The organism is Alistipes putredinis DSM 17216 (assembly GCF_000154465.1).
Taxonomy (GTDB): domain Bacteria; phylum Bacteroidota; class Bacteroidia; order Bacteroidales; family Rikenellaceae; genus Alistipes; species Alistipes putredinis.
Genome location: NZ_DS499577.1, coordinates 940495 through 965603, shown reverse-complemented (window position 1 = coordinate 965603; position 25109 = coordinate 940495). Strand labels below are relative to the sequence as shown.

28 protein-coding genes are annotated in these 25109 nt (G+C 50.1%); 22 read left to right on the top strand and 6 right to left on the bottom strand.

From position 1 onward, the window contains the following. Nucleotides 1-135 precede the first annotated feature (135 nt). Genes ALIPUT_RS04625 through ALIPUT_RS04610 form a run of 4 tightly spaced genes read right to left on the bottom strand, consistent with a single transcriptional unit; the run spans nucleotide 136 to nucleotide 1471 of the window. Nucleotides 136-507 carry a hypothetical protein gene (locus ALIPUT_RS04625; RefSeq protein WP_004328572.1) on the bottom strand — a complete coding sequence of 124 codons (372 nt, stop codon included), beginning with the start codon at nucleotides 505-507 and terminating at the stop codon, nucleotides 136-138. A gap of 15 nt (nucleotides 508-522) precedes the next feature. Continuing rightward, nucleotides 523-780, bottom strand: coding sequence for a hypothetical protein (locus ALIPUT_RS04620; RefSeq protein ID WP_040293444.1), 258 nt, complete (start codon nucleotides 778-780; stop codon nucleotides 523-525). Nucleotides 781-785: 5 nt separating this feature from the next. Beyond that, entirely contained in the window at nucleotides 786-1121 is a 336-nt protein-coding gene (locus ALIPUT_RS04615) for a hypothetical protein (protein ID WP_004328570.1), read from the bottom strand. Next, nucleotides 1118-1471: a hypothetical protein gene (locus ALIPUT_RS04610; protein WP_004328569.1), complete on the bottom strand. Its 354-nt coding sequence runs from the start codon at nucleotides 1469-1471 to the stop codon at nucleotides 1118-1120. The genes ALIPUT_RS04615 and ALIPUT_RS04610 overlap by 4 nt, the downstream gene beginning before the upstream one ends. A 531-nt stretch (nucleotides 1472-2002) precedes the next feature. Here ALIPUT_RS04610 and ALIPUT_RS04605 point away from each other — a divergent pair. After that, nucleotides 2003-2206 (top strand): hypothetical protein, encoded by a 204-nt coding sequence (locus ALIPUT_RS04605; protein WP_004328568.1) that lies wholly within the window; start codon nucleotides 2003-2005, stop codon nucleotides 2204-2206. Next, nucleotides 2199-2495 (top strand): hypothetical protein, encoded by a 297-nt coding sequence (locus tag ALIPUT_RS04600; protein WP_004328567.1) that lies wholly within the window; start codon nucleotides 2199-2201, stop codon nucleotides 2493-2495. The genes ALIPUT_RS04605 and ALIPUT_RS04600 overlap by 8 nt, the downstream gene beginning before the upstream one ends. A gap of 301 nt (nucleotides 2496-2796) precedes the next feature. On the opposite strand, the gene ALIPUT_RS13140 is transcribed toward ALIPUT_RS04600, so the two are convergent. Beyond that, a complete protein-coding gene (locus ALIPUT_RS13140; protein ID WP_227088790.1) occupies nucleotides 2797-2940 on the bottom strand; it encodes a DUF3791 domain-containing protein in 144 nt (47 codons plus the stop codon). A 748-nt stretch (nucleotides 2941-3688) separates the two neighbouring features. Between ALIPUT_RS13140 and ALIPUT_RS04585 the strand changes: the two genes are divergently transcribed. The 10 genes from ALIPUT_RS04585 (at nucleotide 3689) to ALIPUT_RS04530 (ending at nucleotide 14127) form a co-directional block, all read left to right on the top strand. After that, on the top strand, nucleotides 3689-4945 hold the full coding sequence (locus tag ALIPUT_RS04585) for a DUF4876 domain-containing protein (RefSeq protein WP_004328564.1): 1257 nt from the start codon (nucleotides 3689-3691) through the stop codon (nucleotides 4943-4945). A 131-nt stretch (nucleotides 4946-5076) separates the two neighbouring features. After that, a complete protein-coding gene (locus tag ALIPUT_RS04580; protein ID WP_004328563.1) occupies nucleotides 5077-7821 on the top strand; it encodes a TonB-dependent receptor in 2745 nt (914 codons plus the stop codon). A 12-nt stretch (nucleotides 7822-7833) separates the two neighbouring features. Further along, nucleotides 7834-9558: a DUF6850 family outer membrane beta-barrel protein gene (locus tag ALIPUT_RS04575; protein WP_004328562.1), complete on the top strand. Its 1725-nt coding sequence runs from the start codon at nucleotides 7834-7836 to the stop codon at nucleotides 9556-9558. Between the two features lie 44 nt (nucleotides 9559-9602). Next, nucleotides 9603-9842 carry an MTH895/ArsE family thioredoxin-like protein gene (locus tag ALIPUT_RS04570; RefSeq protein ID WP_081443362.1) on the top strand — a complete coding sequence of 80 codons (240 nt, stop codon included), beginning with the start codon at nucleotides 9603-9605 and terminating at the stop codon, nucleotides 9840-9842. Nucleotides 9843-9863: 21 nt separating this feature from the next. Next, entirely contained in the window at nucleotides 9864-10286 is a 423-nt protein-coding gene (locus ALIPUT_RS04565; RefSeq protein WP_004328560.1) for a nitrophenyl compound nitroreductase subunit ArsF family protein, read from the top strand. 9 nt (nucleotides 10287-10295) lie between these two features. Continuing rightward, a complete protein-coding gene (locus ALIPUT_RS04560) occupies nucleotides 10296-11006 on the top strand; it encodes an aromatic aminobenezylarsenical efflux permease ArsG family transporter (protein ID WP_004328559.1) in 711 nt (236 codons plus the stop codon). Between the two features lie 9 nt (nucleotides 11007-11015). Continuing rightward, entirely contained in the window at nucleotides 11016-11342 is a 327-nt protein-coding gene (locus tag ALIPUT_RS04555; protein WP_004328558.1) for a cupin domain-containing protein, read from the top strand. Between the two features lie 620 nt (nucleotides 11343-11962). Then, entirely contained in the window at nucleotides 11963-13240 is a 1278-nt protein-coding gene (locus tag ALIPUT_RS04545) for a phage integrase SAM-like domain-containing protein (protein ID WP_004293508.1), read from the top strand. 178 nt (nucleotides 13241-13418) lie between these two features. Next, nucleotides 13419-13595, top strand: a complete 177-nt coding sequence (locus ALIPUT_RS04540) for a histone H1 (protein WP_004293509.1) — start codon at nucleotides 13419-13421, stop codon at nucleotides 13593-13595. A 295-nt stretch (nucleotides 13596-13890) separates the two neighbouring features. Beyond that, on the top strand, nucleotides 13891-14127 hold the full coding sequence (locus ALIPUT_RS04530) for a hypothetical protein (RefSeq protein WP_008860755.1): 237 nt from the start codon (nucleotides 13891-13893) through the stop codon (nucleotides 14125-14127). A gap of 23 nt (nucleotides 14128-14150) precedes the next feature. Here ALIPUT_RS04530 and ALIPUT_RS04525 read toward each other — a convergent pair whose 3' ends face one another. Continuing rightward, the gene (locus ALIPUT_RS04525; RefSeq protein ID WP_004293511.1) at nucleotides 14151-14432 is read right to left on the bottom strand and encodes an HU family DNA-binding protein; all 282 of its coding nucleotides are present in this window, start codon (nucleotides 14430-14432) and stop codon (nucleotides 14151-14153) included. A gap of 136 nt (nucleotides 14433-14568) precedes the next feature. On the opposite strand from ALIPUT_RS04525, the gene ALIPUT_RS04520 reads away from it, so the two are divergent. The 10 genes from ALIPUT_RS04520 (at nucleotide 14569) to ALIPUT_RS04470 (ending at nucleotide 25088) form a co-directional block, all read left to right on the top strand. Then, nucleotides 14569-15003 carry a DUF5675 family protein gene (locus ALIPUT_RS04520; protein ID WP_004293512.1) on the top strand — a complete coding sequence of 145 codons (435 nt, stop codon included), beginning with the start codon at nucleotides 14569-14571 and terminating at the stop codon, nucleotides 15001-15003. A 5-nt stretch (nucleotides 15004-15008) separates the two neighbouring features. After that, nucleotides 15009-16598: a phage terminase large subunit gene (locus ALIPUT_RS04515; protein WP_004303996.1), complete on the top strand. Its 1590-nt coding sequence runs from the start codon at nucleotides 15009-15011 to the stop codon at nucleotides 16596-16598. 15 nt (nucleotides 16599-16613) lie between these two features. Beyond that, entirely contained in the window at nucleotides 16614-17633 is a 1020-nt protein-coding gene (locus tag ALIPUT_RS04510; protein ID WP_004328553.1) for a hypothetical protein, read from the top strand. 1036 nt (nucleotides 17634-18669) lie between these two features. Continuing rightward, nucleotides 18670-19119, top strand: a complete 450-nt coding sequence (locus ALIPUT_RS04500; protein WP_040293443.1) for a hypothetical protein — start codon at nucleotides 18670-18672, stop codon at nucleotides 19117-19119. Beyond that, entirely contained in the window at nucleotides 19116-20675 is a 1560-nt protein-coding gene (locus ALIPUT_RS04495; protein WP_004328550.1) for an ankyrin repeat domain-containing protein, read from the top strand. The genes ALIPUT_RS04500 and ALIPUT_RS04495 overlap by 4 nt, the downstream gene beginning before the upstream one ends. Nucleotides 20676-20685: 10 nt before the next feature. Next, nucleotides 20686-21657, top strand: coding sequence for an ankyrin repeat domain-containing protein (locus tag ALIPUT_RS04490; RefSeq protein WP_004328549.1), 972 nt, complete (start codon nucleotides 20686-20688; stop codon nucleotides 21655-21657). 41 nt (nucleotides 21658-21698) lie between these two features. Further along, the gene (locus ALIPUT_RS04485) at nucleotides 21699-22727 is read left to right on the top strand and encodes a DUF1266 domain-containing protein (RefSeq protein ID WP_004328548.1); all 1029 of its coding nucleotides are present in this window, start codon (nucleotides 21699-21701) and stop codon (nucleotides 22725-22727) included. 46 nt (nucleotides 22728-22773) lie between these two features. Beyond that, nucleotides 22774-23481 carry a hypothetical protein gene (locus ALIPUT_RS04480; protein ID WP_004328547.1) on the top strand — a complete coding sequence of 236 codons (708 nt, stop codon included), beginning with the start codon at nucleotides 22774-22776 and terminating at the stop codon, nucleotides 23479-23481. A 14-nt stretch (nucleotides 23482-23495) separates the two neighbouring features. Further along, on the top strand, nucleotides 23496-24056 hold the full coding sequence (locus ALIPUT_RS04475; protein WP_004328546.1) for a LemA family protein: 561 nt from the start codon (nucleotides 23496-23498) through the stop codon (nucleotides 24054-24056). 3 nt (nucleotides 24057-24059) lie between these two features. Then, nucleotides 24060-25088, top strand: a complete 1029-nt coding sequence (locus ALIPUT_RS04470) for a DUF3137 domain-containing protein (RefSeq protein ID WP_004328545.1) — start codon at nucleotides 24060-24062, stop codon at nucleotides 25086-25088. The last annotated feature ends 21 nt before the right edge of the window (nucleotides 25089-25109 follow it).

Below are 25109 nucleotides of genomic sequence, written 5' to 3'. Positions count from 1 at the left end.
CGATTCGAGGTTTTTGGGCGGAATACAAAAGGATGGCGACCAGAGAAAAAAGGGACGGGGAGCGGCTTGTGCATAAACCGCTCCCCGCGCGTCTGTCTGCCGTCACGGCCTGACGGGCCGGAACCGGAAGGAGCGTCAGGCCAGCAGTCGGTCGATCATGGACTGCAACCGCAACAGATCGCAATATTGATTGGTGCCGCCGGTATAGTCCTCGGCATGCCGGGCCGTGCGGATCAGGAACGAATCGAGTTCTATTCTGACCGAGCCAATCCTCCGGGACAATCCGGAGGAATGGTTTATGTAAACGAATTTGCCGTTGCGCTCGACAAAACAGCTCGTAAAGTAATGCCCCTTGGTCTTGGCTACGACCGCCGCATCCACGGCTTTGGCATATTTGGATATTTCACGGACGAGCGCCGTCTGGAAATTCCGGTATTCTCTCGAGACATAACACCCTGCGTCCGCAAGGAAGACATATTGCCATTTGGTATAAAAACTCTGTGCCATAATCCAATTTGTCCGTTATCGTGTGTTCTGTAAATAAATTCGCCACTCCTCGCCGTCGATGGTAAGGCTGTTCAGTTCCCAGTCGTACTCCACTTCCGGCATATCGGAATAAGGGAAATGAACGGCATAGCCTATCTGTCCGTAGGAACAGAGCAGCGGCGTGACGCAAACTTCACGACCGAAATAGGTCTGCGGAGTACAGTATTTGCGCCAGTCGAAACGGCCTGCGGTCACATTGCCGCAGAGCCGTGCGAGGATCGCCCCGTCCGTCATCGCTTTCATACGTCGGCACCTCCTTTCTGTACCAACGTCAGTTGGCCGGGGCGGTCGGGGAACCAATAGGCGTCGTTGTCTGAAAAGACGATGCCGCAATCCTCGTCCTCGGGGTAACGGTGCGGACAAAGGAAACTGTCCGGACGGCAAAACCCCAGCACTTCGTGGGGGCCGAACGTCACTCCATAATCGTTTGTAAAGAGAACCGTGTCGCCGACGGCCAGGTCGTCGTCCGTGTCGATGACCTCCGAAAGACGGTCGTAAATCATCTTGCCGTGTTTTTTCTCCACTTCTGCCTTCCAACGCAGAAATTCCGCTTTGTAACTTCGTTTCGTACTCATTTCAATGCTGTTTTCAGGGTTTCATAAAGCGTGTCGATCATTGCCTCGGCCGCTTCCATATCGCTCACGATGTCTTTGATGTGGTAAGGGGCGCCGTTCTTGCCGTGCCCGTCCGTGCCGATCCACAGATAGGCTTCATAGTCGGAGTCGTAAGCCTCGTAATACTTTTCCAGCTCTTGCAGGAGGCTGTCGGGATCGCCGTTCCGCATTTCGACGCTGAAGCCGAAGTCCTGTCCTGCGGGCGTGTACTGCCGGAACTCGAACTCCGTGAAGCCGGGACGACTGGCGTCCGTTTCCACACTCCAGCCCAAAGCAGTGGCCACATTGGTAATCTGTTCTGTTGTTGTCATCGTTTCCGTTTTTTCTTTCCCTCCGTTCGATGTCTTCCGACTTCGCCCGAAGGGGATGTTTTCACGTGCGGAGTCGGACGGGGGATGCGAGAACGACGGGCAAGGAAACGGAAGGAAATTTTATGAAAGGCCGGAATCCCGGATTCCGGAAAGTTTGCGTCAAATTTCATTACAGGTAACGGCAGCGGTCCTTGAACCGTGTTCGTCCACCGTACCTTTGCACACGAAAACGAACCCGGCGGCGAAAGTCGAGACAACGAGAGGGTTATACTCGGTATATCGGGCGTCGTCCGGCAGGTATATAAACGGAAGGGGCGGCGGTCCAAGCCGTCCACAGGGTGAGCTATAAAAGCAACCGGGGGCGCAAACAGCAGGAAAAGATACGAACGTGCATACCGTTTCCGGTACGGGATTCGTTATATAGGTATCAAGGGATACGCCGGCGATACGGACTTTTCGGTTATATCCCGGAATTTATTATCTTTGCCGAACAAGAGGATAGCCTTACGACGAATTAAATACCTGACCGCTATGACACATATAATGATCGAAGACAATACGCCCGAAGGAAAGTGGCTGCTGGAGCTGATCCGGGGACACAAGAGCGTGACTGTCATGGACGAGAAAAAAAAGAAGGGGTTCCGGGAAGCCGTGGCAGAATGCAATGGCCGTCCTGCCGCTGAATTTTTCGACGAAATGAGCCGACAGGCTAAAGAGCATTTCGACCATGCGTGAGGTTATCGTATCCGAACATCTGTGGGGTAAGATTAAAGAGGTAAACGATTATCTCATAAACGAATTACACCTGTCTGAAGAAGCGACTGAAAAGCGAATCCGCAGGATGGAACAGTTCGTCATGGATTTTGCGAAACGGGTCGATCATCCCTTGTGCCGTTTCAAAAAGTGGCGGACACTGGGTTACCACTGCGCCGTATTCGAAAAAGACTGGGTATTCGCCTACGAGGTGTTCGACGAAGGCGTGATCGTGCGCGATATGGCCAATACCGCACTCTTGGCGGAATAACAAGATATATTCATCAACGCAAATCGTCCGAAGCAGGATATTCGGACGGTTTGCGGTCCCCCTACCCCATAGCCGGAACGATTTACGGACCTACAAAAGCAACCGAACCGCAAACAGCGGAAAAAGACGGGAAAAGATACGAACGGCTATCCGCCACTTTACGCATTCCGCGAATTGTTCATCCAGTTTTTCGACCTTTCTTTCATCATACTACCGGATTACATAATCCGGCCCATCTTCAGTGTTCGATCCGTGGTAGAGTTTCATCTCATACCTCCGCCGTTATTGTAACACACACGGGTCAAATCCTGTACGCTGTCGCCGACAGGTGCTCAGCCTCGTAGTGTTCGGCGAGAAAGTCCAACCCCTTGTAGCGGTTCAGGTAGTTGCCGGCTTCGCGCACCGTCATGCCATGCGTACGTGCAAATTCGCCTATATTGGCCACAATGTAACCGATTAAGCGCCGGTCTACGGGAACCGCCACCTGCAAGCACACCGACGCCGACTCTTTCGCCCAGTTTCTCCTGTGTCATTCTGCAACGGGTCCGTTCACGGCGGATCAAAACTCCGATATTGTTGATTTCCATATTCATAGTCTCTCGATTTCACAAAGAAAATCCAAAGTTGCCTATTTTGGAAACTATGCGGCAAAAATTTAGCTTAAAAAAGTAAAAACAGCGTCCGGCAGGTATAGAAACGGAGCGGAGCGCGTGAGGCTTAGAAATGGCCGCAGGAGATATTTCCGCCGGAACGTAATTTCAGAGATCCGCAGGAAATGTTTGCTTTTACGCCCCGAATACGGGATATGGCGCAACTGACAGTTCATGATTCTGCCGGATTTGCAGTATAGGGATAAAATGAGCACTCTCCCCGGTTAGACGATGGCATTCCGTTTTACCGTTCTTCCTTCCGATATTATATATCGAAACGACTTCCTTTACCCTATCCGGCCCTTCGGGAGAATAGAGAAAATACAGATCGGACACTTCGAATAATATTTCGCATATCTCTTTCCCGCACATTCCTCTGACAGCACTGTCTTCGGATACCATTTATGGATTATAATCTCAATCCAAAATACCAAAATGTGGGGATTGCGAGGGGGGGGGATTGCTGTAAATTTGCAGTCGAATAAAAAAACACCTAATCTTATTTTCCGACCGTTTAACCTTTTCAAATATAATCGTTAAAATATGAAACATTTTACAATCAAACTAATGACGGTGGCCGCAACCCTGCTGGCCTTCGCCTCTTGCAGCAAGGATGATGACGGACCGTCAGGGAAGATCGACCTGAAAGTTCAGGCTGTTGCTCCGACTACGGAGGACAAGGTTTCGGACTATTCTCAGTTCACCGTAACCGTATCCTCGGAGCGTGACGGGAAGACCATGACGGAATCTCTGGATGCCTCCGGTTCCGCGACATTCAACCTCGATATCGGCAGTTACGGAATCGAGATCCGCGGCAAGGAGAACGGCAAGGAATATTTCGGTACGACGGGTATGGCGCAATACGGCCAGAGTACCACGGTAAGCGTCGACGTGGAGAACCTCTCGGTACACTATACGGGCAATATGGACGGCATCGTTCTTTCCGAGCTGTTCTATAACGGCGGCACCTACGGCGGCACGATGATGCACCCCGACCAGTATATCGTCATTGCGAACAATTCGGACCGTGAGATCAACGTCAGCGGACTGGCACTCGCACAGGCTTCGAATATGAATACGCTGCCATGCTCGGACCTGACCTCGCTTCTGCCGGATTACGTGGTGGCTGCCAATATTTACCAGATACCGGCCGGACAGAATTATACACTCGCACCGGGCGAAGTTTACGTCATCGCTTCGCAGGCGCAGAACCACACGGAAAGCTACACGCCCAATCCGGAGAAAGACACCGGCATTCCGGTCGACCTTTCGGGTGCCGATTTCGAACTCGCCGATAACGACGCAGCCATGTCCGGTTCGGCCGTGGACAATCCGAAAGTTCCCAACCTGACGAAAGTCGCCAACAGCATGCCGGGCGGCGTCACGGCATGGATGCATCCTTATGGTATCCGTCCGCTGTTCCTGTTCGACGCCAGCGGTATCGAGTGGAGTTCGTTCAAGAGCCAGAACGGGTTTACCTACAACGACCGTCCGAAAAAGGATGCCGCCATTCAGGAATATCAGGGTTACAAGGTTCCTACGAACCTGATCGTGGATGCCATCGAAACGACCTCTGCAACCACTCCTTACTGGGGTAATTACACTTCCAAGTCGCTGCCTGTGACCGTCGACAAAAGCTATGTCCAGGCTACGATCGAAGGCTGTCACCACAACACGTTCATGTACCGCGTGAAAGGTACCGACGGGAAGTTCCAGGATACCAACGATTCGAGCGTGGATGTGAAGATCGAACACCGCAGCGACTTCAAGGGTTACCCGGAAGGCTGGAGAAACGAATAATCACCGGAGAATGGATTTGTCAGGGCTCGTCCGGGAAACTCCCGGGGGTGTTCTGACAATTCTGTAATTCCGGTCCCAGATAACGGGGCAGGTCCGTATACGGAGACCGGAATGGAATGACGAGGGGATAAATGAAGAAACTGATATTCATAGCCTTTTTTATATCGGGTCTATGCTCCGCACTCTTCGCGCAGACGGATAAAGCCACTGTGGAGGGTGTCGTCCGGGACTCGGACGGCAAGCCGCTGAGTTTCGCCACGATGTTCATCGCCGAACTCGGAACGGGAGTCTCGACGGACCTCGAGGGAAAGTTTCGGTTTACGGGAACGAAGGGAACGGAATATACGTTGAATGTTTCGTACCTGAACCATGTCGACAAGGAGGTCAAGGTGAAGGCCGGTAGCCCGGAACCCTTGGTGATCGTACTCGAAGAACAATCGTACGAGCTCGCGGAGGTGGTCGTCATGGCGGATTATAAGAAAAACCAAGGCTCTACGGCCGTCATCAACCAACAGGCGTTGGAGCATATCCAGCCCACGTCGGTAGCCGACGTGCTGTCGTTGATCCCGGGCGGATTGTTCCGGGAGTCGAGTGCCACCGGTTTCAACCGCATATCGCTGCGTCAGTCGGGCAGCGACGACAATACGTCGCTGGGTATGGCAGTCGTCATGGACGGCATCCCTCAGGATAACGACGGCTTTCGGGCTTCTATCCCGGGGTTGTCTACCGACGAATACAGCGACCGGCTCGGCATGAACAGGGGCATCGATCTGAAAACGCTTTCGACCGACCATATCCGCAAAATAGAGATCGTCAAGGGCATTTCCTCGGCCAAACTGGGAAACCTCTCGTCGGGCGTCATTCAGACGACCTCGAAGATAGGCATTACTCCCGCACAGCTTCGCATGAAGGTCGATCCGCTTACCAAGCTGATCTATCTGGGCAAGGGGTTCCGCATTTCGCCGAAGATGGGTTATCTGCATACCGGAATCGACTATACTTCGGTTTACGACGACCGCCGCGACCCTATGAGCAAATACAGCCGCCTGACGGGCCAGGTCACCTATAACAATTCCGTCGATGTGGGGGACAAGACGCTATTCCTCTTTTTCAAACTGTCCGAGGTCTATACGCTGAACCAGGCTAAGGAGGACGAGCTGACGCAGGATTACAACGAGTCGTTCCGAAACAAGTATTCGAGGACCGGCGCTTCATTCAAGGCGCAAATGTACGATCTGGGGAAGATCGTCGATAATGTCGAGTTCATCGCTTCGGCGGACTATACCTACGACCTGATAGACCGCAATCGCCTCGTGCAGACCGGGACGCCGCTTCCGTCCCCGCTGGCGACAGAGGAGGGCGAATCGGAGGGCATATACCTTCCTTCTACCTATTACAGTCCCTTCCAGATCGAGAACAAGCCGTTGTCGCTGCTTACGCAACTGAATGCCGAATCTCTTTTCGAGACGCGTTCTTTCCGCCACAAGGTGATATACGGTCTTTCATGGAAGCGGACCAAGAACTATGGGGAGGGCGTTATGGTCGACATGACCCGGCCGCCCTATCCGGGGAACAACGAATACGTGCGTCCGGTGCCCAACCGAAGCATTCCCGCACTGTCGGTCGGCGCAGCCTATGCGGAAGAACAACTGAAGCATTCGAACCGCTGGTTCGATTTCGAGCTGAACGCCGGGGTCCGGTTTACGCAGATGTTCAATTTAGACACGAAATATACCGAATTGAGAAAGTTGCAGGTCGAACCCCGTATCAATGCGGCGTTGTCGTTCAATATCGATCTTGCCGGCGGCAAATCGTTACGCAATATGTTCCGCTTCGGGTTCGGACAGGAGAACAAGCTGCCTACGCTCGATTACATCTACCCGGACAGGGTCTACAAAGATATGATCGTGTTGAACGCTTATACCAAGCAGGACGATCCGTTCAACCATCTGATCACCTATACGAAAATCTACGATGTCACGAACAATAGCCTGCGTCCGAACCGGAATACGAAATACGAAGCGGGATGGGATGTGGAATACGAAGGCTACTCCCTGTCCCTGACTTTTTTCAAGGAGCACTCCGACCGGGGATTCGAAAGCGTCGCCGAGTATTCTCCCGTACGTTACACACGCTATGTCGATCCGATCGACGGACAGCCGATCGTCGGCCGCCGGCCGGAAAAGGAGGATTATGTGGCGGACCCGTATGCCACGTTCGTGGATATGGACATCGTACGCAACAGCATGAAGGTCGAGAAAAAAGGTCTGGAGTACCTGCTGCGCTTCCCGAAAATCATCCCTCTGTCCACGACGGTGGAGATCAACGGCGCATATTATGATACGCGTTACTCTTCGGGCGCTCCGTTGCAGTACCATCCTGCCTTCAGGGACGACGACCGTCCGCAACCGTACGTGGGAATTTACCGGCGTCAGGATATCACCCGCCAGCGGATTTTCAATACGAACCTTTGGTTCAACACGAATATTCCGCGCTATAAAATGATTTTCACTACCTTCTTCCAGTTCATCTGGCTGAATGAAGAGATGCGTATCAACGGAGATGAATACCCTTCCGCCTATTTCGATACGGACGGTCGGATGCATACCGTGGACGACCGGATACTGCAGTCGATTAAGGACGGACATACGGTGTGGCGGCACTATCATATCTATAAGGAGGATTTCAGCGAAACGCTGCCCGTATCGCTGACGGTTAATTTCAAGGTGACCAAAGAGTTCAGCCGGATGATACGCGCCTCGTTTTTCGTGAACAATATTCTGGACATCAATCCCCTGTATAAGAACCGCTACAACCAGAACGTGCGCGTATGGCAGAAATCGTTCTTCGGGGCCGAGATGACATTCAGTTTTTAATATACACTGAGGATGCCTTTAAGACACACATATTTCACACCGGGAATCGTCGCTGCGCTCCTATGCAGCCTGTGTAGCGTTCCTTCCGTCAGGGGGCAGGAGAGGCTGACCTCGACGGCGTCGAATTCCCCGTTGCAGACCGAGTTCGAGAACCGTTCGTTGCGGCCCGGGACGGACATGCGGGACGCTTATCTGAGAAATCCGGCCCTGATACACCGCATGGTCGGCGAGCGGCGCTACTTTTCGGCCGAAAATCCCGGGTTCGTCAGAGAGAAGCCCGGTACGATCTTCATCGCTGCGGACGGGGCTTCCGGACGACAGGAAGGGGATTATCTGCCTTACGAGGGGCAGGAGTTCCGCGATTTTTCTGTCCGGGCGGACGGATACAAGCAGGGCGACCGGGCGACGTTCTTCGCCCGGATCGGATTTACGGCAGGAGGAAACGACAACGTCGGTTGGAGCGCACTGCGCAATCCCGGACTGTACTGGCCTTACATTGTTGCCGATTCGACGGGCGGCGACTTCCGTTATGAAAAGTACGATCTGATGTGCGGGTACTCGTTCCGGCTCGGGCGGTTCGATCTGGGCATGTCGGGGGAATATACGGGCGATTTCGCATTCCGCCAGAACGATCCCCGTATAGAGGATATCTCCACGTGGCTTACGTTCAAGGCCGGTGCCGCCTATGCATTCCGCCGCCATGTCATAGCCCTGAACGCGGAATTCATGCACCATCGCCAGCATGCGGATGTCAAACACTTCCGGACCGGACAGTTCGCCGGTTTCTTCATCGAATACGGGTTCGGTATGTTCGACTACATTTTCAGCCCGATTTTCAATTCCATGGAACAACGGCAGCATATCAACGCTTACGGCGTGAATCTGACGTTCAATTCCGACCCTTCGCGGGCGTTGCGCCTGAATCTGTTGCTGGGATACGGCCGTGAAACGATGAAGACGGAAGAGAACAATTATAAGGTGAATCTCTACCGGGCTCCGGCCAATACTTTCGATGCCGATCTGGGCATATTGTGGAATGACCGTCGGTGGGGAGCGGAATTTTTGGTGAAGGCCGCTTATGAGGATAAAAAGGGAACGGAAAATATCTTCGAACGTTATATTTCGTCGTCTCAGGACGGTGTGGACGTGTACGATTTCCGCAAGATCGGAGAACAGAACCGCTATGGAATGAAGCGTCTGGACGGAAGTGCGGAACTCAAGGTTTCCCGTTTTCTGGGACGGCACTATACCGTGTCGCTGCTCGGAGGCGTCGGCTATATGATGCGCGAGGAGACCTACAAGGACCACGATTACCTGATCCGCAACGTGTTGCTGACCCCCTCCCTCGGAATCGGAGCCCGGTATTCCGGGGAGAAGTTCGATGTGGAGTTGCGCGGTTGCTGGAGCCACCGGACAGTTCCCGAGAGCCGCTATGAGGTCGGAGTCGACCTGGAAAAAAACACGGAATTCCAGCATGCGTTCACGACTTATGCCTACTATGCCAATACGGCGGAGCTGTATACGGCGGAACTGACCGTGGCAAGGCATTTCCGGTTCGGAACGTTCGGTCTGCGGGGGCAGATGCTTTGCGGACGGGGCAACCGTATTCCGGAGGCCGTCTACGATCTTTCCCGCTACGAGCAGGCCGTACCATCGACGTCGCAGCATACGATCAGCCGGACGCCGGACCGGCACGACTCGGTCTGGTTCCGGGTGTCGCTGTTCACCGTTTTTTAACAGAAAACAATCAAATTCAATTCATACACATAAACACGGAAGAAATGGAAATAAAAGTATTGGGAGGAGGATGCTCTTCATGCAGCCAGATGTACGACAACGCCCGGATCGCAGTCGACGAACTGGGGTTGGATCTGGAGGTGGAGTTCATTCACGACATCACGAAGGCATTGCAGTACGAGGTGCTGCAGATGCCGGCGCTCATCATCGACGAAAAGGCCGTATCCTTCGGCCGCGACCTGTCGGTGGACGAAATCAAGGAAATATTGAAAAAGTATCGATAACCAATTAAAAGAAGACGAAAAATGAAAACCGTAAAAATCATGCTGCCTCTTCTGGCAGCCCTCATGTTCGGCAACGGAGTTGTCCGGGCTCAAAACGAGGCGAAGCACGACAAACCGGCCGTAGAGGTCGTCGTGTTCCATGGAGTGAAACAGTGCCAGACCTGTCAGGCTATCAAGAAAAATTCGCAGGAGGTGGCGGAGGAACTTGCCGCCGACGGGAAGAACGTCTCTTACCGGGTCGTGGATTTTTCGAAACCCGAAGGCAAGGACGAAGCCAAGAAATATGAGATAGCCTGGACTTCGCTGTTGCTGATCCGTCACGATGCCGGTGATAAGGAAACGGTCCGTAACATTTCCAAGTTCGCCATCGAAAATGCACGGACGAATACCGAAAAGTTCCGCAAGCAGTTGGCCGAAGATATCGGGAAGCTGTTGAAAGAATAAGCCCGTGCGATGGAGCAATTCGTAAATTCTTTACTCGATAATTGCAATCTGCCGGTTCTCACGGCGTTCCTGCTGGGTATACTGACATCGGTGAGTCCCTGTACTTTCACGACCAACGTCATGGTCCTCGGATACATCGGCCGGGATATGAGCGGCGGCAGGCGTGTGTTCGCAAACGGACTGTTCTATACTCTGGGGCGCATCGTATCCTATACGGTGCTGGGACTGATCTGTATTCCCGTTTTGAAGAAAGGGGCCAGCACGTTTTTTGTTCAGAGCCTCGTCAGCGACTATGGCGGGTACATTCTCGCTCCGACGCTGATCGTCTATGGGGTATTCCTGCTGCTGGGCAGTAAGTTCCCTTTCGGCAAGTTCGGTTTCCGAGCTTCGGAGAGCAGCAAGCGTCTGCGGGGCAGTTTCGGAGCGTTCGTGCTGGGGCTGCTGTTCGCGCTGGCCTTTTGTCCCATCAGCGGCGTATTTTATTTCGGTATGCTGTTGCCGATGGCGGCGCTGGAGCCGGGAGGCTACCTCTATCCGGTTGTATTCGCCGTGGCCTCGGGAATTCTGGTGGTGCTCATCGCCTGGATCGTAGCCTTCGGCATGTCGAGCCTGGGGCGATTCTACAACCGGGTAAACCAGTTCCAGAAATGGTTGAACCTGATCGTTGCGGTCGCGTTCATTTTGGCAGGGATTTATTATTTTGTGATTTATTACATTTAATGTATCGAGATGAAAAAATTGGAATTGATGAAAGGGCCGTTTTCGCCCAAAGAAAAAATCGAGTATGCCGAAGGCAGTATCGTAAGTCAAGAGTTCATCCATAACCGGGCGGGTAACCTCACGCTTTTCTCGTTCGACGAGGGACAGCAACTGAGCGAGCATACCGCGCCTTTCGATGCCGTATGTCAGATACTGGACGGGGAGGCGGAAATTCACATCGCAGAGGACGTTTATCGTCTTACGGAGGGTCAGATGCTCATCATGCCGGCAAACGTACCCCATTCGGTACATGCCGTGAAGGCATTCAAGATGCTGCTTATTATGATCAAGGGATAAACCTTTATTCCTGCGCCCTTTTTCTGTCCCTGCAGAACAGGAAAAGGGCGTATTTATTCAGACAGCAAAATAACAGCCGGGACTACTCCGTCCCGCAATCGACAGATGAAAATATATTTCAATTCCGGAAGGACCGAGACTCTCGAGAAGAAACGCCTTGAATCCCTGCTCTGAAATAGGTTAAAATTCATTGCTTTATTCTTATACAATTTGATTTCAAGTTGACGGAAGAAGATAGAAAAGTAATCCACAGCCTGAATAGCGGCAAGTTGAAAGTGGTCCACAACACCCCTATACAGGCAAAATTCTTCTGGGATTACGACAAAAATCTCAAACCGGGCAACTGATATCCTGCTTAAAGAATCCGGAATACAACATCTACTAAAAAAGAGAGTATCTTTTCGGCACACCCTTTTTTCGGACACAACTTTTGTGATTAGGAAAAATAGTTGATTGATAACGAGTTAGTAAATGACACAAGTACGGATTTATCCGTATAAACATTATTTCGCTAAGGAAACTACTCTTTTCATGTAGGTTTCTATGTAGGTTAATTAATACCAATTGATTCCTACTAATGCGAATTAATAATAAGTCATTAACTAACTCGTTATCAGTCTATGTACACGATTAACATCAGGGGTAAGCAGAACCCGAAAGACACCAAGATGGTCAAGCTGGAGATAATTTTCTTCAAGACCGGTTACGCCCGTGTGCCGAAGGTTATAAACATCACAGGGCTATTAAAAGACTGGGATGTCAAGTCTCAGAGTTTCCGTGTAGGGAGTGCGGAGGCCACTACCAAGAACAAACTGCTTTTCGATTTGCGAACCAAATATCTGCATGTCGCCGATACCTGGGAGATGGAAGGCAGGAACTGGTCGCCCGTCCAGCTATCACATTGCTTCGATGAAATCAAGGCGGCCAAACCCGAGGTCAAAGTAAAGAGTGTCCAGCAGATGATCGATTATCTTGAAGAGACATTCAAAAACAAGAAACGCATCAAGAACGGTCAGATTGTCGACAGCACGACCAATGCTAAACGGTATGTCTATCTCAAGCGTGAACTGCAGGCGTTTACAAAGGAAAAATATGAAAAAGCCTTTTCCTCTTATTTCTTTACGGATATTACAGAAGAGTTTCTTCTTGACTTTGCGTTTTGGCTTAAAGAAAGAGGTATCAGAAATGGCAACAAGGCCGGACTTACACACAAACTAAGGTTGCTCCGTGCCGTATGCAGGCAGGCAGAAAAGAAAGAGATGTACGGGGTGAATATGGATAACTTCCTCTGTCTCGGTGATGATATTAATTGGCCGGAAACCACTTCAAGAGCAGTTCCGGAAACAGTCATAGCTAAAATCGCAAATGTTGACCGTACCTTGTTTACGAAAAAAGAGCAGTTGCATCTTGATTTGTTCCTGTTCAGCTACTATACCGGAGGTATGGCGAATGTCGATGTATGTAACCTGACATGGGATTTGGTCCAGGAAGACCGCATCGTCTATGAACGTATCAAGTTTCCCAAAACAGCCAAACCGGAATTACTCAGTAAAGCAAAAGCCATCATGAATAAATACCGTGGGCAAAGTTATGGAAATTATGTATTTCCTGTTTTTACTCATAAACACACGACCACTTCCAAGAAGACTACACGTGTCAAGCAAATTTCCACACGCCTTTCACAAACCTTGACGAAAGCATGCAAGATGCTGCGCATTAAAGAAAACATCACATGGTATTCCGCCCGTGGCTCTTTCATATCGAAGATGGTAGATGCCGGTAACAATCCGTATGTGGTTGCAGAGATGGCTGGTAACAGCCCATTGACCATCTATAAGCATTACTACAAGAATACAAAGCGGGAAGAAATCAAGCGGCAGATGGAAGAAATGTTCTGACCAGACATATCCATAAAGTTGTAAACACCTTGACAATTTCTCTGATGGATAAATCATACGGTATAATGGCTGTTAAAAGTCATTGATTACCAATGTGATATTTATTATATTGACAGAATCGCTCTTATTCTTGATTATTTTCACTACCTTTGTAGTCAATAACTTAAATAATATTTATATGAAAGAGTTGGTTTCAAAGATACAGGAAGTATATGCTACATTCTCCACGGATGCGGCACTTCAGATTGAAAAAGGCAACAAGGCCGCAGGTACCCGTGCCCGCAAGACTTCGTTGGAATTGGAAAAACTGATGAAAGAGTTTCGTAAGGTTTCCTTGGAAGAATCCAAGAAATAGCCTTTACACGTCCGGTCGTTATCACATAATGCCGGTTCTTCTGCAGATGCGGCATAAAAACCATATTGGCAGAACAACATAATAAAATACGGAAAGCGTTAGCTTTTGTCATGCACCGAAATCTGGTAAATTTCACTTATCCGCAGGACAAACAGTTTTCGCCTATGCTTTTGCGTGGGCTTAACTTGTTTGCGGATAGGTTTACCAGAACCTCGGTGCTACGGGTTATGTCCCACGCTTTTTGGTCTTGGTACATTGAATGCTTGACGGGACTCAAGCCAAATACGGAGATATTATGAACGACATGAATCTGATGGATGAACTTTTGAAAATTCCTGCTGATGCAACTGCCGCCACCGTACAAGGCATAGAAATGCTTCTTATCGATGAAAACAAGGCGGGGGCTTTATTGGAGTCGGATCCTAATGACAACACCATCCACGAATGCCTTTTAAGCAACGGCCGTTTCCTGTTCCAATCGGACAATGCCAACCTCGTTGCCCTGTATAAAGTAACAGGAGCATCTGAATAACGCTCCTGTTGCATATAATCACCTTATTTGTCTGATTTCATCCTTCCTGCAAAGGCTTTTGACGGCTTGAATGCCGGGATATTGTGGGCAGGCACTATCACCGTGGTATTCCTGCTTATGTTGCGTGCTGTCTTTTCCGCACGGTGCTTGATGATGAAACTGCCGAAGCCGCGAAGATAAACCTCCTCGCCGTTTATCATGGAAGACTTTACGCTATCCATGAATCCTTCGACAACTTGTAACACGACCTGCTTCTCCAGACCGGTCTGCGTTGCTATTTCCCTGACGATATCCGCTTTTGTCATATTAACTCTTGATTAAATACTGTCAATCCGTTCACAAAGATACATCATTTCCTGAAATATCCTCCTTTTACAAACACATATAATAAACATTAGCCGGCGTCCGTCTCTACTCTTTCGATACAAATAGTATCGAAGTATGAAGCTGACACTCAACCGCAAATTCAAAGGTCAGACCTATACCATAGGTGACCTGTCCATCGACGGCAAATTTTTCTGTAATACCATCGAAGATGCCGTGAGGGAACTTCCGGCAACCTGTCCGGATACTCCTCGCGGCCGTTCCTGTACCTGCAAGGAAAAGGTCTATGCCAAGACTGCCATTCCTGCCGGGACTTATAAAGTCACTCTTCAGTACAGTCCCAGGTACAAGAAGAAAATGCCATATCTGCATGATGTGCCGCATTTCCTCGGCATCCTGATCCATTCCGGCAATACCGAAGTCGATTCCGCCGGCTGTATCATCGTGGGAAAGAATACGGTCAAGGGAAAAGTTTTGGAATCCCGTACTACATTCCAAAAACTGTATGCTATACTCGAGTCCGAAAGGGACATAACCATTCAGATTGTATAAATCTAATGGCGGTCAACAGGCTCAAACCACCCAGAAACCTGCGCATCGAGTTCAAACCGTCCCCACGGCAGTATGAACTCTGGAAACTGTTGCAACCGAACTATTGTCCCCATTGTGGCGGGGAGATCGAGCAAATCCTTATCGGCTATGACCAGCAAGGCAACCCTCAGTACAGGCCCCAATGCAGGCATTGCAAGTCGCAGAACCTGCCGCAGCTGATACTGGGAGGCGGAGCGGCCGGCGGCGGAAAATCGTATATCGGCAGCGTTTGGCTGGTGTCTTCATGTATCCGGTTCGAGAATATCCGTGCGGTGGTGGCCCGTAAGACACTCAAGTCGTTGAAGGAATCGACATGGAATACCATCAAGTCGATTCTGAAGGATTGGGGACTGAAAGAGGATACAAACTACAAGATAAACAACCTCGAAGGCACGCTCACATTCTGGAATGACTCGGTCATCATCATGAAGGAGATGGCGGATATCCCCAGCGACCCCAACTTCGAGCGTTTCGGCTCTTCGGAATACACCATCGCCATGGTGGACGAGGTGTCGGAAATCTCGGAACGGGCCGTCGAAGTGCTGTTCTCCCGTCTCCGCTGGAGAACCCATGAGACATTCAAGACTCCGAGAATGCTGCTCACCACCAATCCGACGATTAACTGGGTGCGTTCCCGCTTCGTGCAGGACGAAAACGGAGACAAGGTCATCTGCCGCGAGGGTGAAGCGTATATACCTTTTTCCGTGTTTGACAACCCGAATATCGCTTTCCGTCAGGTGTACGAGGCGGCCCTGAACAAGATCCGGGATCAGGCGACAAAGGAACGCCTGCTCTATGGCAACTGGGATTTCGTGGAAGCCAACGATATGGCGATTTATAACAGTTTCGACGGCTCCCGGCATCTCGTTACCGGACTGAAAGAAAAAGCATACGATCCGACCAAGCCGCTCATCACGGTGTGGGACTTCAATGTTGCCCCCCAAATGTCGGTGCTCTCCGCACAAATAGACTATGAAAACAGGAAGGTCTATATACTGGAAGAGATACTCGGCAAGCCGGAGGAAAAGGAGAACAACACACCTGCGTTGGCACGGAAAGTACGCTTAAAACTTTACCGGGACAAGCATATCGGCGGAGTGGATGTGACCGGTGACCCTTCCGGGTTACAACGCTCCACCACCAACGAGGACGGCATCAACAACTATACCATCATCACGGACACTTTCGGCAGAGGAATCCTGCGACCGAAGGTAAAGCTGTTACGCAAGCAGCCTCCGCAGGCTACACGGTGCGAGTTCGTCAACGAGGTATTCGGGGGCTATGAAGGCTGGGAGATACAAATCGATATCAAATGTCGCAAACTTACCCAGGATCTGATTTACCAGCTTCGTAACGAGGACGGTACCAAGAGCAAACAGAAGACCACCGACCCGAAAACCGGTGTCAAATATGAACGGTACGGGCACTTGTCCGACTGCCTTGACTACCTGCTCTGTTACTACCTGCGCGACAGCTGGTACAAGTTCAAGAGCGGAGGCGACGGGAACGGGTATGTGGTCTCCACATCGGTAATTCAGGAAGGATTTTCATACTAATAACGGAACAAGGATATGTACAGACGGTTTCTCAATAATGACGACTATCTTGGGATAATTACTCCGGAAGCACTAGCACAACTCACGCGGGGCAATGATGCACGATTCATCCAGGCGGAAGAATCGGCGGAGATGAGCATTGTGGAATATTTGTCGGAGAACTACGAGATTGAAAAGGAACTTGCAAAAGGAAAATATATCGCCGAATACGACCGTCGAATTACCTATCCCGTGGGTGTGCATGTCTATTTCGAGGGACAAATCCATGAGGTGACACGCTCCGTCAGCGGCTATCGCAAGCCGGCAACGGCAATCTATTGGGAAGAGTGTTCCGATATCCACGTCGATGCGGGACAAGTTGTAAATTATTCCCAGTTCAACACCTATTATCCGGGTGATAAAGTAAACTACAACGGTGTTGTCTATATTTGCCTTGCCGAAAACGGGTACAAGTTCGATGATATCCGTATCCCGATGGTCGGCGGTTGGATCGAGACGGAAGTCACGTTATGGCAGCCTGTCGAGTATCCTCTGTGGTCAGTCGTTGAATATGAAGGGGCGTTCTATACTTTGATGACGCTTGACTGTTTCGATTGCAATCTTGACCCTATGGTGTCCGACTGTTGGGGAGCCATAGCCGATTACGATTCATCATACAATGCCTACGAATTGTCGGAACACGAATATGTAGTTTATGACGGACGGGTATTTTACCCGGAAACGGATGTGAACGCGGACACGCCGCAAGTCGGTCTAAACCTATCATTACACGATCCACGAAACTACAACCTCAAGAAGCATATGGTTCGATTGGCTATCTACGAGCTCACGAAACTCATTGCCCCGAATAATGTCAGTGTTGTCCGTATGCGCGATTACGAGGATAGCATGAAATGGCTTAATGATGCCGCCAAATTGCGACTTAATCCACAAATCCCCCGTAAAGTCGATGACACGAAAAAGCCGGTTACCGATTGGCAACTGGCTACTTTCCAAACAGATTATGACCCGTATCGAAACCCGTGGCTGACCTAAATAACAGTAAATACCGCTACCGGATTTGTTGTCGTAGTCTTTACCATGAACAAGAAACGAAATTACTGCTTGTTTGTTAGTTCCGTTTCCACAAGAGCCCCCCTGATCGGGTGGCAAGTTCCTTGTAATATGCCGCCAAAAGAAGATATAAATTTGGCCTTTTAGAATAATCCAATCTGCTATATTCCTTACTGCCTTTGCGGTATTTAATGATCTCAAGACATTGAATAATTACTTACTTGTTTTTGTGCCCGTTGGATTTAGGTTTGAATAAGGCATGAAGTCTTATCACGCACACCAACAATGTTTCATAATCAACATGAAAGTAGAGGCGTTCATCTTTCAGACTACATTGAAAGTGAATCCGATAGCGGCATGAAACGGTTCTCCCTACAGGACGGGCAGATGAGCAACTGCATGCTCTCTGCCCGTTTTCTATGGTACAAGGCAATTATAATAAAGCCATTTTTATTTTTCCCTGAAAAAAGTGTCGGTTATTTCATTGCAGAACAAAACATTTTTCTAATTTTGTATTTGAAGAAGTATTCACTCTAATAAACTGATATGTATGACAATGGATACATTGTAAAATGTCGCTCGATTTTAACAAATGATATTTGTTTGAGCGAAGCTTCGCATAAAGCGGACGTTTTTCTTGTGTGCATTAGTTACCTTACATATTCCCTTAAAAAGTGTATTGATAATTTGGCAGTGTGGAAAATTCGTGTAAACACACACACACACACACACACACACACAATTATCGCGCGTCAATATATAATAAAACATTTAATTTACAATGGATTACCGGAATCAATTATCCGGGGTTATCCTTGTCTTACGACAAAAGTTCCTATAAATACTCATCCTCTGCCATATTGTCTCAAAAAAGGCAGGATATTTTTATGGTCCGACGGTACTGGGGAGCGTTCTCTGCGCCCGAATATCGTCGGTTTTTTGTTTCCACCCATAACAGTCTGAAATCTCTTTTAGTGTTTAAGTATCTATGATTGGAATATATGGAAATAAACAAACCATGCCTGAATCCCAGAAAAAAGAACTTTTCTCCGCAGGTATTACCTATATGGTAAGTGGCGAATATGCCTTTGCCTTCTCCTGTTTCACGCAGGCAGGAAAGTCTGACCTGCCGACACTTTACAACAAGGCGTTATGCTGCTACTACCTTTCTCTGTATAATGACTGCCGTTCCCTGCTGTTGGAAGCGGAGAGGCTGCTGCCACCGTTAACGGAACGTCTGCCGGAAAACCTGCCGGAAGCCGTCCTCCGCTGGGAATACGAAAAAAGCCCTGCCGGTTGTCCCATGCCGGAGGATGCTCCCGATAACCTCGCCGCCGTACAACTGTTGAGGCTGAAAGCGAAAGTGTCGGCCAGACTGCACCTGCACACGGAGGTGCGGACTATCCACGCCCGTTTGGGCAATAAATATCAACACATTGAAGAACTGATAAAAAACATACAACCATGAAATACAGTGACATATACAGACTTTATTCGACAAGTCAGCCGAAGGATGCAATTCATCAGGCGCTCAGAGAAGTGCCCGTCGATGACAGCGACGAACAGTACGAAGACCGTTCTCCGTTGCATCTTGCCTGCCAGTATGGAGACGCGGAGGGGGTCAAGATACTTCTTGAACGTGATGCCGAACCCAACACGAAGGATGCAAACGGTTCCACCCCGATTCATATCCTCGGCAGAACCAGTGCCGGCCGTGCAGATGAAGACAAACTGAAAGAAATAGCTGTCATGCTCATGGAACATGGAGCGAATATACCGCGTTCGGCCAAGAATACGACGGCCCTTATCGAGTGCGTAAGGAACCGTCATTTCAAGATGGCGGAAGCGATCATAAATTCCGGAGCACGCGTCAACTCAACCGACCTTAACGGCGAGAACGTGCTTTTCGGTTTTTGTGCCGCTTCAGGCGACATCAGAAGGGATATCCGGTTCGCGAAAAAGGAACTGGACGAATCCGTACAATACAGTTACCCCGAAAACAAGATAGAGGAAATCAGGAGCAGGATTGCAAGGCTGGAGGATGATGGCGAAGTCGCCTACCGACTTGCCAGAAGGCTTGTTGAAGAAGACAAGGCCGATCCGGAAGACAAGTCAAACAGTGGAAAGACAGCCTGGGATGCCGCCATAGAGAACAAGGCGATGAAGATCGCGGCCTTCCTTTCCGGAAGCGACCCCAATGTTGACGAACTTTCGACCTTGCACGGCAACATGGACATATTCCAGGCTATGTACATGAAGGATATGGAGGCGCTGGATGCCATTCTGCGTTCGGGTGCAGACCTGCAGACGGTGTGCGAGCACAAGGATATGTATGACTTTGAAGGCAAGTCGCCCCTCGCTTGTGCGTTCAGTTGGTTTGACAGCATACAGGATGCTCCGGCCATGATTCTGAACGGCGGAGCGAATCCGAATTACCGTTTCCCGAATGAAGAGACGGCTTTTTCGGTATGGGTGAGTAAGGACTATTTCTGCAAGGATACCGAGGTTTACAAGGGGCTGCTTGACCTGATGAAGGAAAAAGGCTGGAATCCCGAGCTTCCTGTTGATACGGAAGGCAACACGGCACTTGCCCTTTCCTGCCGCCATACCGGCTACAGGTTGGGTAAAACGGCATTCGGTTGGCTGCTCAAGGGAAAGGCCGACCCCAACGCCGCCAATCTTTCCGGCCAAACTCCCATGATGATTCTCTTCGGTGGTCATAAGGCGAACGAAAAATATGTGCCTTACGGCTGGTCAGCCGGTTCTGACGACCCCACGGAAATCCTCGAAAAGCTTCTCGAAGCCGGAGCTGACGTGAACAAGACGGACAACCGGGGAAACACCCTCCTGCATTATGTGGCGGCATGTTGCCGTGACAGCATAGCACAGAAAGCGATTGAACTCCTGCTGGACTTCAAGCTGCCTGACGTAAATGCCGTAAACAATGAAGGCAAAACGGCCATGGACGTGGCGGCAGACTACAACAATGACAATCTCGTAAGACTATTATTGAAATATTCTTAAACAAAGATATATGGACAACAACCAGACATTTCTCAATGCTTGCCGAAACGGGCAGAAAAGCATTGTCCAGATATTCCTGAAAAAGGGAGGAATTGACATCAACAAAAGGGATCAGGAAGGAAACACTGCTCTTTATTATGCCTGTCAGAAAGGCTACAGGGACATAGTGGCTCTGCTTCTTGACAACGATGCCGACGCGTCATGTATCAACAACCGTTCCGAAAGCCCGCTCCACGCGGCGGCACGGAGCGGCAACAAGGAAATCCTCGGGAAGCTGCTCCAGAAGGGGGCCGACATCAACGTGACGGACAATGAAGGACGAACCCCGCTGATATGCCTGCTTGACAACAAGCGTACAGATGCCGCCCTTTTCCTGATGGATCAGGGAGCCGATACGGAGGTCGCCGATGCCTCCGGCCACAAGGCCATCGACTATGCCACAGCCCACGGGCTGCGGGAAGTGGTCGCCCGACTCTCGTGCGGGAATGACCGGGATGCACGTGGCAACACCCCGCTTCATCAGGCCGTGTATAACGGACAGGGTGAAATTGTCCGCACGCTGCTCCTGTCAGACAAGTCCATGCTTGACTCGACGAATGACGGCGGAGAGACTCCGCTGATACTCGCCTGTATGCAGGGGAATCTTGTCATGGTCAACCTTCTTCTCGGGGCCGGAGCCGATCCCGGCAAAGCTATGCTGAGCGGCAATGCCCCGATACATTACGCGGCCATTTCAGGTAACCGCTTTATAGGCGAGGCTCTGCTGAAGGCCAAAGCTGCGGTTGACGCACAGAATGACAACGGGGAAACCCCGCTTATTCTTGCAGCCAAGGAGGGCCACAACGATTTTGTGTCCGTCCTGCTTGAATTTCACGCGAATGTTAGCATCTCAGACAACCTCCAGCACACCGCCCTGTACTATGCAGGAGAGCGCGGCTTCAACGAAATCGTGGAAAAACTTCTTGAAAACGGAGCGGAATAAACAGGTAAGATATTCATTAACAAATTTAATATTAGAAAGATATGGCAGAAGAAACCAAGAAGACACCTCAGACACCCGAGGAAATCGCAAGAGAAGCACAGGCTCAGGCCATGAAAGCAGCACTGGAACAGGCGCAAGCCTTGTATGGCAACGTACCCGGATTTGAAGGCACCGACCTGATGAAGATGCATGAAAAGCTGATGCAGGACTCGGCCGAGATGTTCCCGGGAGTTGCGGAGGCACAGGCATACCAGGCAAAGATGATGGCAGAATCCGCCCAGGATCCCGAGGCGATAATGGAGACCTACAGCAAAAACATCGAGTTCGCAGGGAACATGATGCAGCAGGCAATGAATGCCGGATTCATGCCGGAAGGTTTACCGGATTTCTCGGACGGTTTTGACGTATATGCAGGTTGGGAAATCACCCGCAAGGGCGACAACAGCCTGACACCTGAACAGAACAAACTTCTGGCTTATGGGGCACCTCTGTTCCTATACAACGATGACAACGTGGACTCCCTTGAAAGTACAGCAGGCACGGACACCCTTAAGGAAATGCTTGAGGAATGGTGGGAAGTTACTGACAGGAAGAGTGCCCTGGAGACCATCTCATGGCTGCTGAACGAAGGCCAACATGCCGGTGCGGATCCGGCCTTGGCTGAAATCCGCCAGCGTGGAATCGAGGCCATCACCGAGGAAGAAAAGGCGGACGAGGACAGCAAGATCGGCGATGCGTTCACGATAGCTGAATTTGTAATGGGAGTAAATGAAACGACGGAAGCGGACCTGCCCGAAACCGTGCTGGCATGGGACCTTGTACGTGCCGTGAACATGGCCCGTTGGGCTTTCATCTGCGGCTACATCAATGAAGACGAAATGTGGGAAGCCATCAGAACCACTGCCGGCATAGCCAAGGAATCCTTCAGTTCATGGGAAGAATACGGCAACAGCTTTGCCGTGGGACGCGGAATATGGAGAGGCGAAACAGATGACTACGAGACTGCGGATGAAGTCGTGGGAGCGCTTCTCAATAAAGAAGATTCCCCTTGGAAGGCAATCGAATGGTAGAATCCAAAAAAAATAGAATCAACAATATCTTAAAAGTTTTACGATTATGGCACTTTTCAAAAATGCAGCAACAGAATGGGAGAAAACCATGACAGAGAATGATCTTGACCAAATGGAAGCACAAGGTCTTGACGTAAGTAAATACAGGGAGAAACTGGCCGCACGGCGTGCAAAGGAGGCCGAAGAAGCCAAGCGAGACAGGGAACTGTACAAGAACCCGACACAGCTTGACAAGATGAAACCGTACATGCAGACGCCACGCAGTTCTGAGACCGAGTTCTTCAAGAAACTTGCAGGAAAGGCACCATGGCTGGGCAAAAGCAAGTGGTTGAGAAAATTCACGGAAGGATATATCGTTTACGCGGGGATTGTCAGTGCCCCGGCAGAGGCGTGGAAAGGCGTGAAGCACAAGGACGACTCTTTCCATGGTATTGGCATATACGCACTGGACAAGGGACACATGAACGATATGGAATGGCTGAAGAGAGTGATGGAAAAGCTGCGCAACATGTGTGAAGGCAGGCAGCCGGTAGCTCCCGGATGTGAGGGCGTAGTCAGTCTTGCCAAGGAGGAGGACTGCTGGTCAACCGTGAAACTGAGTGGTGAAATCGTGGAAGGCGCCGATGTGGAAGTAAGGAAACTTGTCCTTTATTACAAGGAACTTCCCCAAGGCTATCTTCCTTCAGACGGCATCGTCCCCCACTTCTACTGGGAAGGGACAATCAGAGTCATACCGGCTGAATTGTATGTCTAAATCCATCTGAAAATATGATTATAGCCGTTATATGTATTATCGTGGTACTGCTCATAATTATTTTATGGGCAGTATTCACTAACAACAGCCTTATTGCAAAGAAGAACCGGGTCAAGCAATGCAGAAGTGGTATCTGCGTGGTCCTCAAACAGAGGAATGACCTGATCCCCAATCTTGTCGCATCCGTAAAGGCATACATGGGGCACGAGAATGAGATTCTCATCCGCATTGCCGATTTGCGGTCAAGGGCTTCGAACGCTACAGAGTCCGAGCAGATAAAAAGCGGTACGGAAATGTCCTCGCTTCTGTCAAGACTGAATGTGGCGGTGGAAGACTACCCGGAGCTGAAGGCGAACCAGCAGTTCCTTCATCTTCAGGTCCAGATCGAGGACATGGAGAATGAGCTGCAGGCAATCCGGCGCACCTACAATGCCGCTGCTACCGATTATAACAATTACATTGAAATGTTTCCGTCGTCGATAATCGCATCCTGGCGCAAGCATGAGCAGCAGGAGTTGATAGAGTTCCCGGAAAGTGAGATCAAGGAAGTGAAAGTGGGAGAATTATTCAAGTAAAGCATGGAAGAAAGTCAGAATATAGATTTCAAGGGCATTTCCCTTCACATGAAGAAAGAGATGTCCCGTATCAGGATGCTCCGGATTGTGTTCCGCATCCTGACCTCCATTGTCTATCTGTGTACCGTCGTGTGGTTCGGTTTCTGTATCTTCGGCGGATTCCTCGTGGACCGTACTGACTATGAGACTTCCGTCACCACGGGAAAATACCTCATGATAGGCTTTGCCGTATTTTTTGTACTTCATTTCGCATTCATGAAATGTTTTGCCGCGCTGAACAAGAGGGAAACCTACACGATGGCCCACATCATCTACCTGCTGTTCCCGGGAGCAAGGTACAATCCTTCCGGTTCCATACAGCCGAAAGTCTTTGCGGACAGCCGCCTGTTCGGAACGGCATTGTCATCGGGCAATTCGGTAAGTTCGACCTGTTACGGCCGTCTTGACATTCCCGTCGGAAATGACATGATGACTGTCGTGGATGCCGGTGTGACTTCAGCCAATTCGAAAGATTTCTCGGCCTTCAACTTCCTTGAAGTGCCGTACCAGTATTTTATCCGTCCGATATTCGGAGTCAGGATAGAGAGCACGATGCACAGTTTCAGGGGCATGTTCGGGTGCTGCAAGCTGAACCGCACCTTCAGGGGCTACGTGATGCTGCTGCCCGACCATCTGGAAAACAAAATCGGCTACCTGGCGCAAACAATCCAGGGAATGAAGGAAAAGTACGGGGCAAAATTCGTACATTTGGAAGACCCGGAGTTCGAGAGGCATTTTGCCGTGTACGCGGATGACGAGGTGGAAGCCCGCATGGTGCTCACCCCGGCGATGATGCGGAAGCTGACCGCCCTGCGGAAATCCTTCAGCCGTGACCTGATGCTCTCCTTCAACGGGAACATGTTCTACTACGCATCCGACACTCCGGACGGTTTCTTACGTCCCGGCAGGAAGTCGCTGGATGACGAACATCTGCTGGAACAACTGTACAGGGAGGTGAACTTCTGTCTCACTGTAGAAAATGGAATCAAATAATCAACAATAATCGAAAACGAA

What these genes read in the sequence shown, in the direction of transcription:
- ALIPUT_RS04625 (WP_004328572.1), bottom strand. Translation starts at nt 507, where the DNA reads ATGGCACAGAGTTTTTATACCAAATGGCAATATGTCTTCCTTGCGGAC.
- ALIPUT_RS04620 (WP_040293444.1), bottom strand. Translation starts at nt 780, where the DNA reads ATGACGGACGGGGCGATCCTCGCACGGCTCTGCGGCAATGTGACCGCA.
- ALIPUT_RS04615 (WP_004328570.1), bottom strand. Translation starts at nt 1,121, where the DNA reads ATGAGTACGAAACGAAGTTACAAAGCGGAATTTCTGCGTTGGAAGGCA.
- ALIPUT_RS04610 (WP_004328569.1), bottom strand. Translation starts at nt 1,471, where the DNA reads ATGACAACAACAGAACAGATTACCAATGTGGCCACTGCTTTGGGCTGG.
- ALIPUT_RS04605 (WP_004328568.1), top strand. Translation starts at nt 2,003, where the DNA reads ATGACACATATAATGATCGAAGACAATACGCCCGAAGGAAAGTGGCTG.
- ALIPUT_RS04600 (WP_004328567.1), top strand. Translation starts at nt 2,199, where the DNA reads ATGCGTGAGGTTATCGTATCCGAACATCTGTGGGGTAAGATTAAAGAG.
- ALIPUT_RS04585 (WP_004328564.1), top strand. Translation starts at nt 3,689, where the DNA reads ATGAAACATTTTACAATCAAACTAATGACGGTGGCCGCAACCCTGCTG.
- ALIPUT_RS04580 (WP_004328563.1), top strand. Translation starts at nt 5,077, where the DNA reads ATGAAGAAACTGATATTCATAGCCTTTTTTATATCGGGTCTATGCTCC.
- ALIPUT_RS04575 (WP_004328562.1), top strand. Translation starts at nt 7,834, where the DNA reads ATGCCTTTAAGACACACATATTTCACACCGGGAATCGTCGCTGCGCTC.
- ALIPUT_RS04570 (WP_081443362.1), top strand. Translation starts at nt 9,603, where the DNA reads ATGGAAATAAAAGTATTGGGAGGAGGATGCTCTTCATGCAGCCAGATG.
- ALIPUT_RS04565 (WP_004328560.1), top strand. Translation starts at nt 9,864, where the DNA reads ATGAAAACCGTAAAAATCATGCTGCCTCTTCTGGCAGCCCTCATGTTC.
- ALIPUT_RS04560 (WP_004328559.1), top strand. Translation starts at nt 10,296, where the DNA reads ATGGAGCAATTCGTAAATTCTTTACTCGATAATTGCAATCTGCCGGTT.
- ALIPUT_RS04555 (WP_004328558.1), top strand. Translation starts at nt 11,016, where the DNA reads ATGAAAAAATTGGAATTGATGAAAGGGCCGTTTTCGCCCAAAGAAAAA.
- ALIPUT_RS04545 (WP_004293508.1), top strand. Translation starts at nt 11,963, where the DNA reads ATGTACACGATTAACATCAGGGGTAAGCAGAACCCGAAAGACACCAAG.
- ALIPUT_RS04540 (WP_004293509.1), top strand. Translation starts at nt 13,419, where the DNA reads ATGAAAGAGTTGGTTTCAAAGATACAGGAAGTATATGCTACATTCTCC.
- ALIPUT_RS04530 (WP_008860755.1), top strand. Translation starts at nt 13,891, where the DNA reads ATGAACGACATGAATCTGATGGATGAACTTTTGAAAATTCCTGCTGAT.
- ALIPUT_RS04525 (WP_004293511.1), bottom strand. Translation starts at nt 14,432, where the DNA reads ATGACAAAAGCGGATATCGTCAGGGAAATAGCAACGCAGACCGGTCTG.
- ALIPUT_RS04520 (WP_004293512.1), top strand. Translation starts at nt 14,569, where the DNA reads ATGAAGCTGACACTCAACCGCAAATTCAAAGGTCAGACCTATACCATA.
- ALIPUT_RS04515 (WP_004303996.1), top strand. Translation starts at nt 15,009, where the DNA reads ATGGCGGTCAACAGGCTCAAACCACCCAGAAACCTGCGCATCGAGTTC.
- ALIPUT_RS04510 (WP_004328553.1), top strand. Translation starts at nt 16,614, where the DNA reads ATGTACAGACGGTTTCTCAATAATGACGACTATCTTGGGATAATTACT.
- ALIPUT_RS04500 (WP_040293443.1), top strand. Translation starts at nt 18,670, where the DNA reads ATGCCTGAATCCCAGAAAAAAGAACTTTTCTCCGCAGGTATTACCTAT.
- ALIPUT_RS04495 (WP_004328550.1), top strand. Translation starts at nt 19,116, where the DNA reads ATGAAATACAGTGACATATACAGACTTTATTCGACAAGTCAGCCGAAG.
- ALIPUT_RS04490 (WP_004328549.1), top strand. Translation starts at nt 20,686, where the DNA reads ATGGACAACAACCAGACATTTCTCAATGCTTGCCGAAACGGGCAGAAA.
- ALIPUT_RS04485 (WP_004328548.1), top strand. Translation starts at nt 21,699, where the DNA reads ATGGCAGAAGAAACCAAGAAGACACCTCAGACACCCGAGGAAATCGCA.
- ALIPUT_RS04480 (WP_004328547.1), top strand. Translation starts at nt 22,774, where the DNA reads ATGGCACTTTTCAAAAATGCAGCAACAGAATGGGAGAAAACCATGACA.
- ALIPUT_RS04475 (WP_004328546.1), top strand. Translation starts at nt 23,496, where the DNA reads ATGATTATAGCCGTTATATGTATTATCGTGGTACTGCTCATAATTATT.
- ALIPUT_RS04470 (WP_004328545.1), top strand. Translation starts at nt 24,060, where the DNA reads ATGGAAGAAAGTCAGAATATAGATTTCAAGGGCATTTCCCTTCACATG.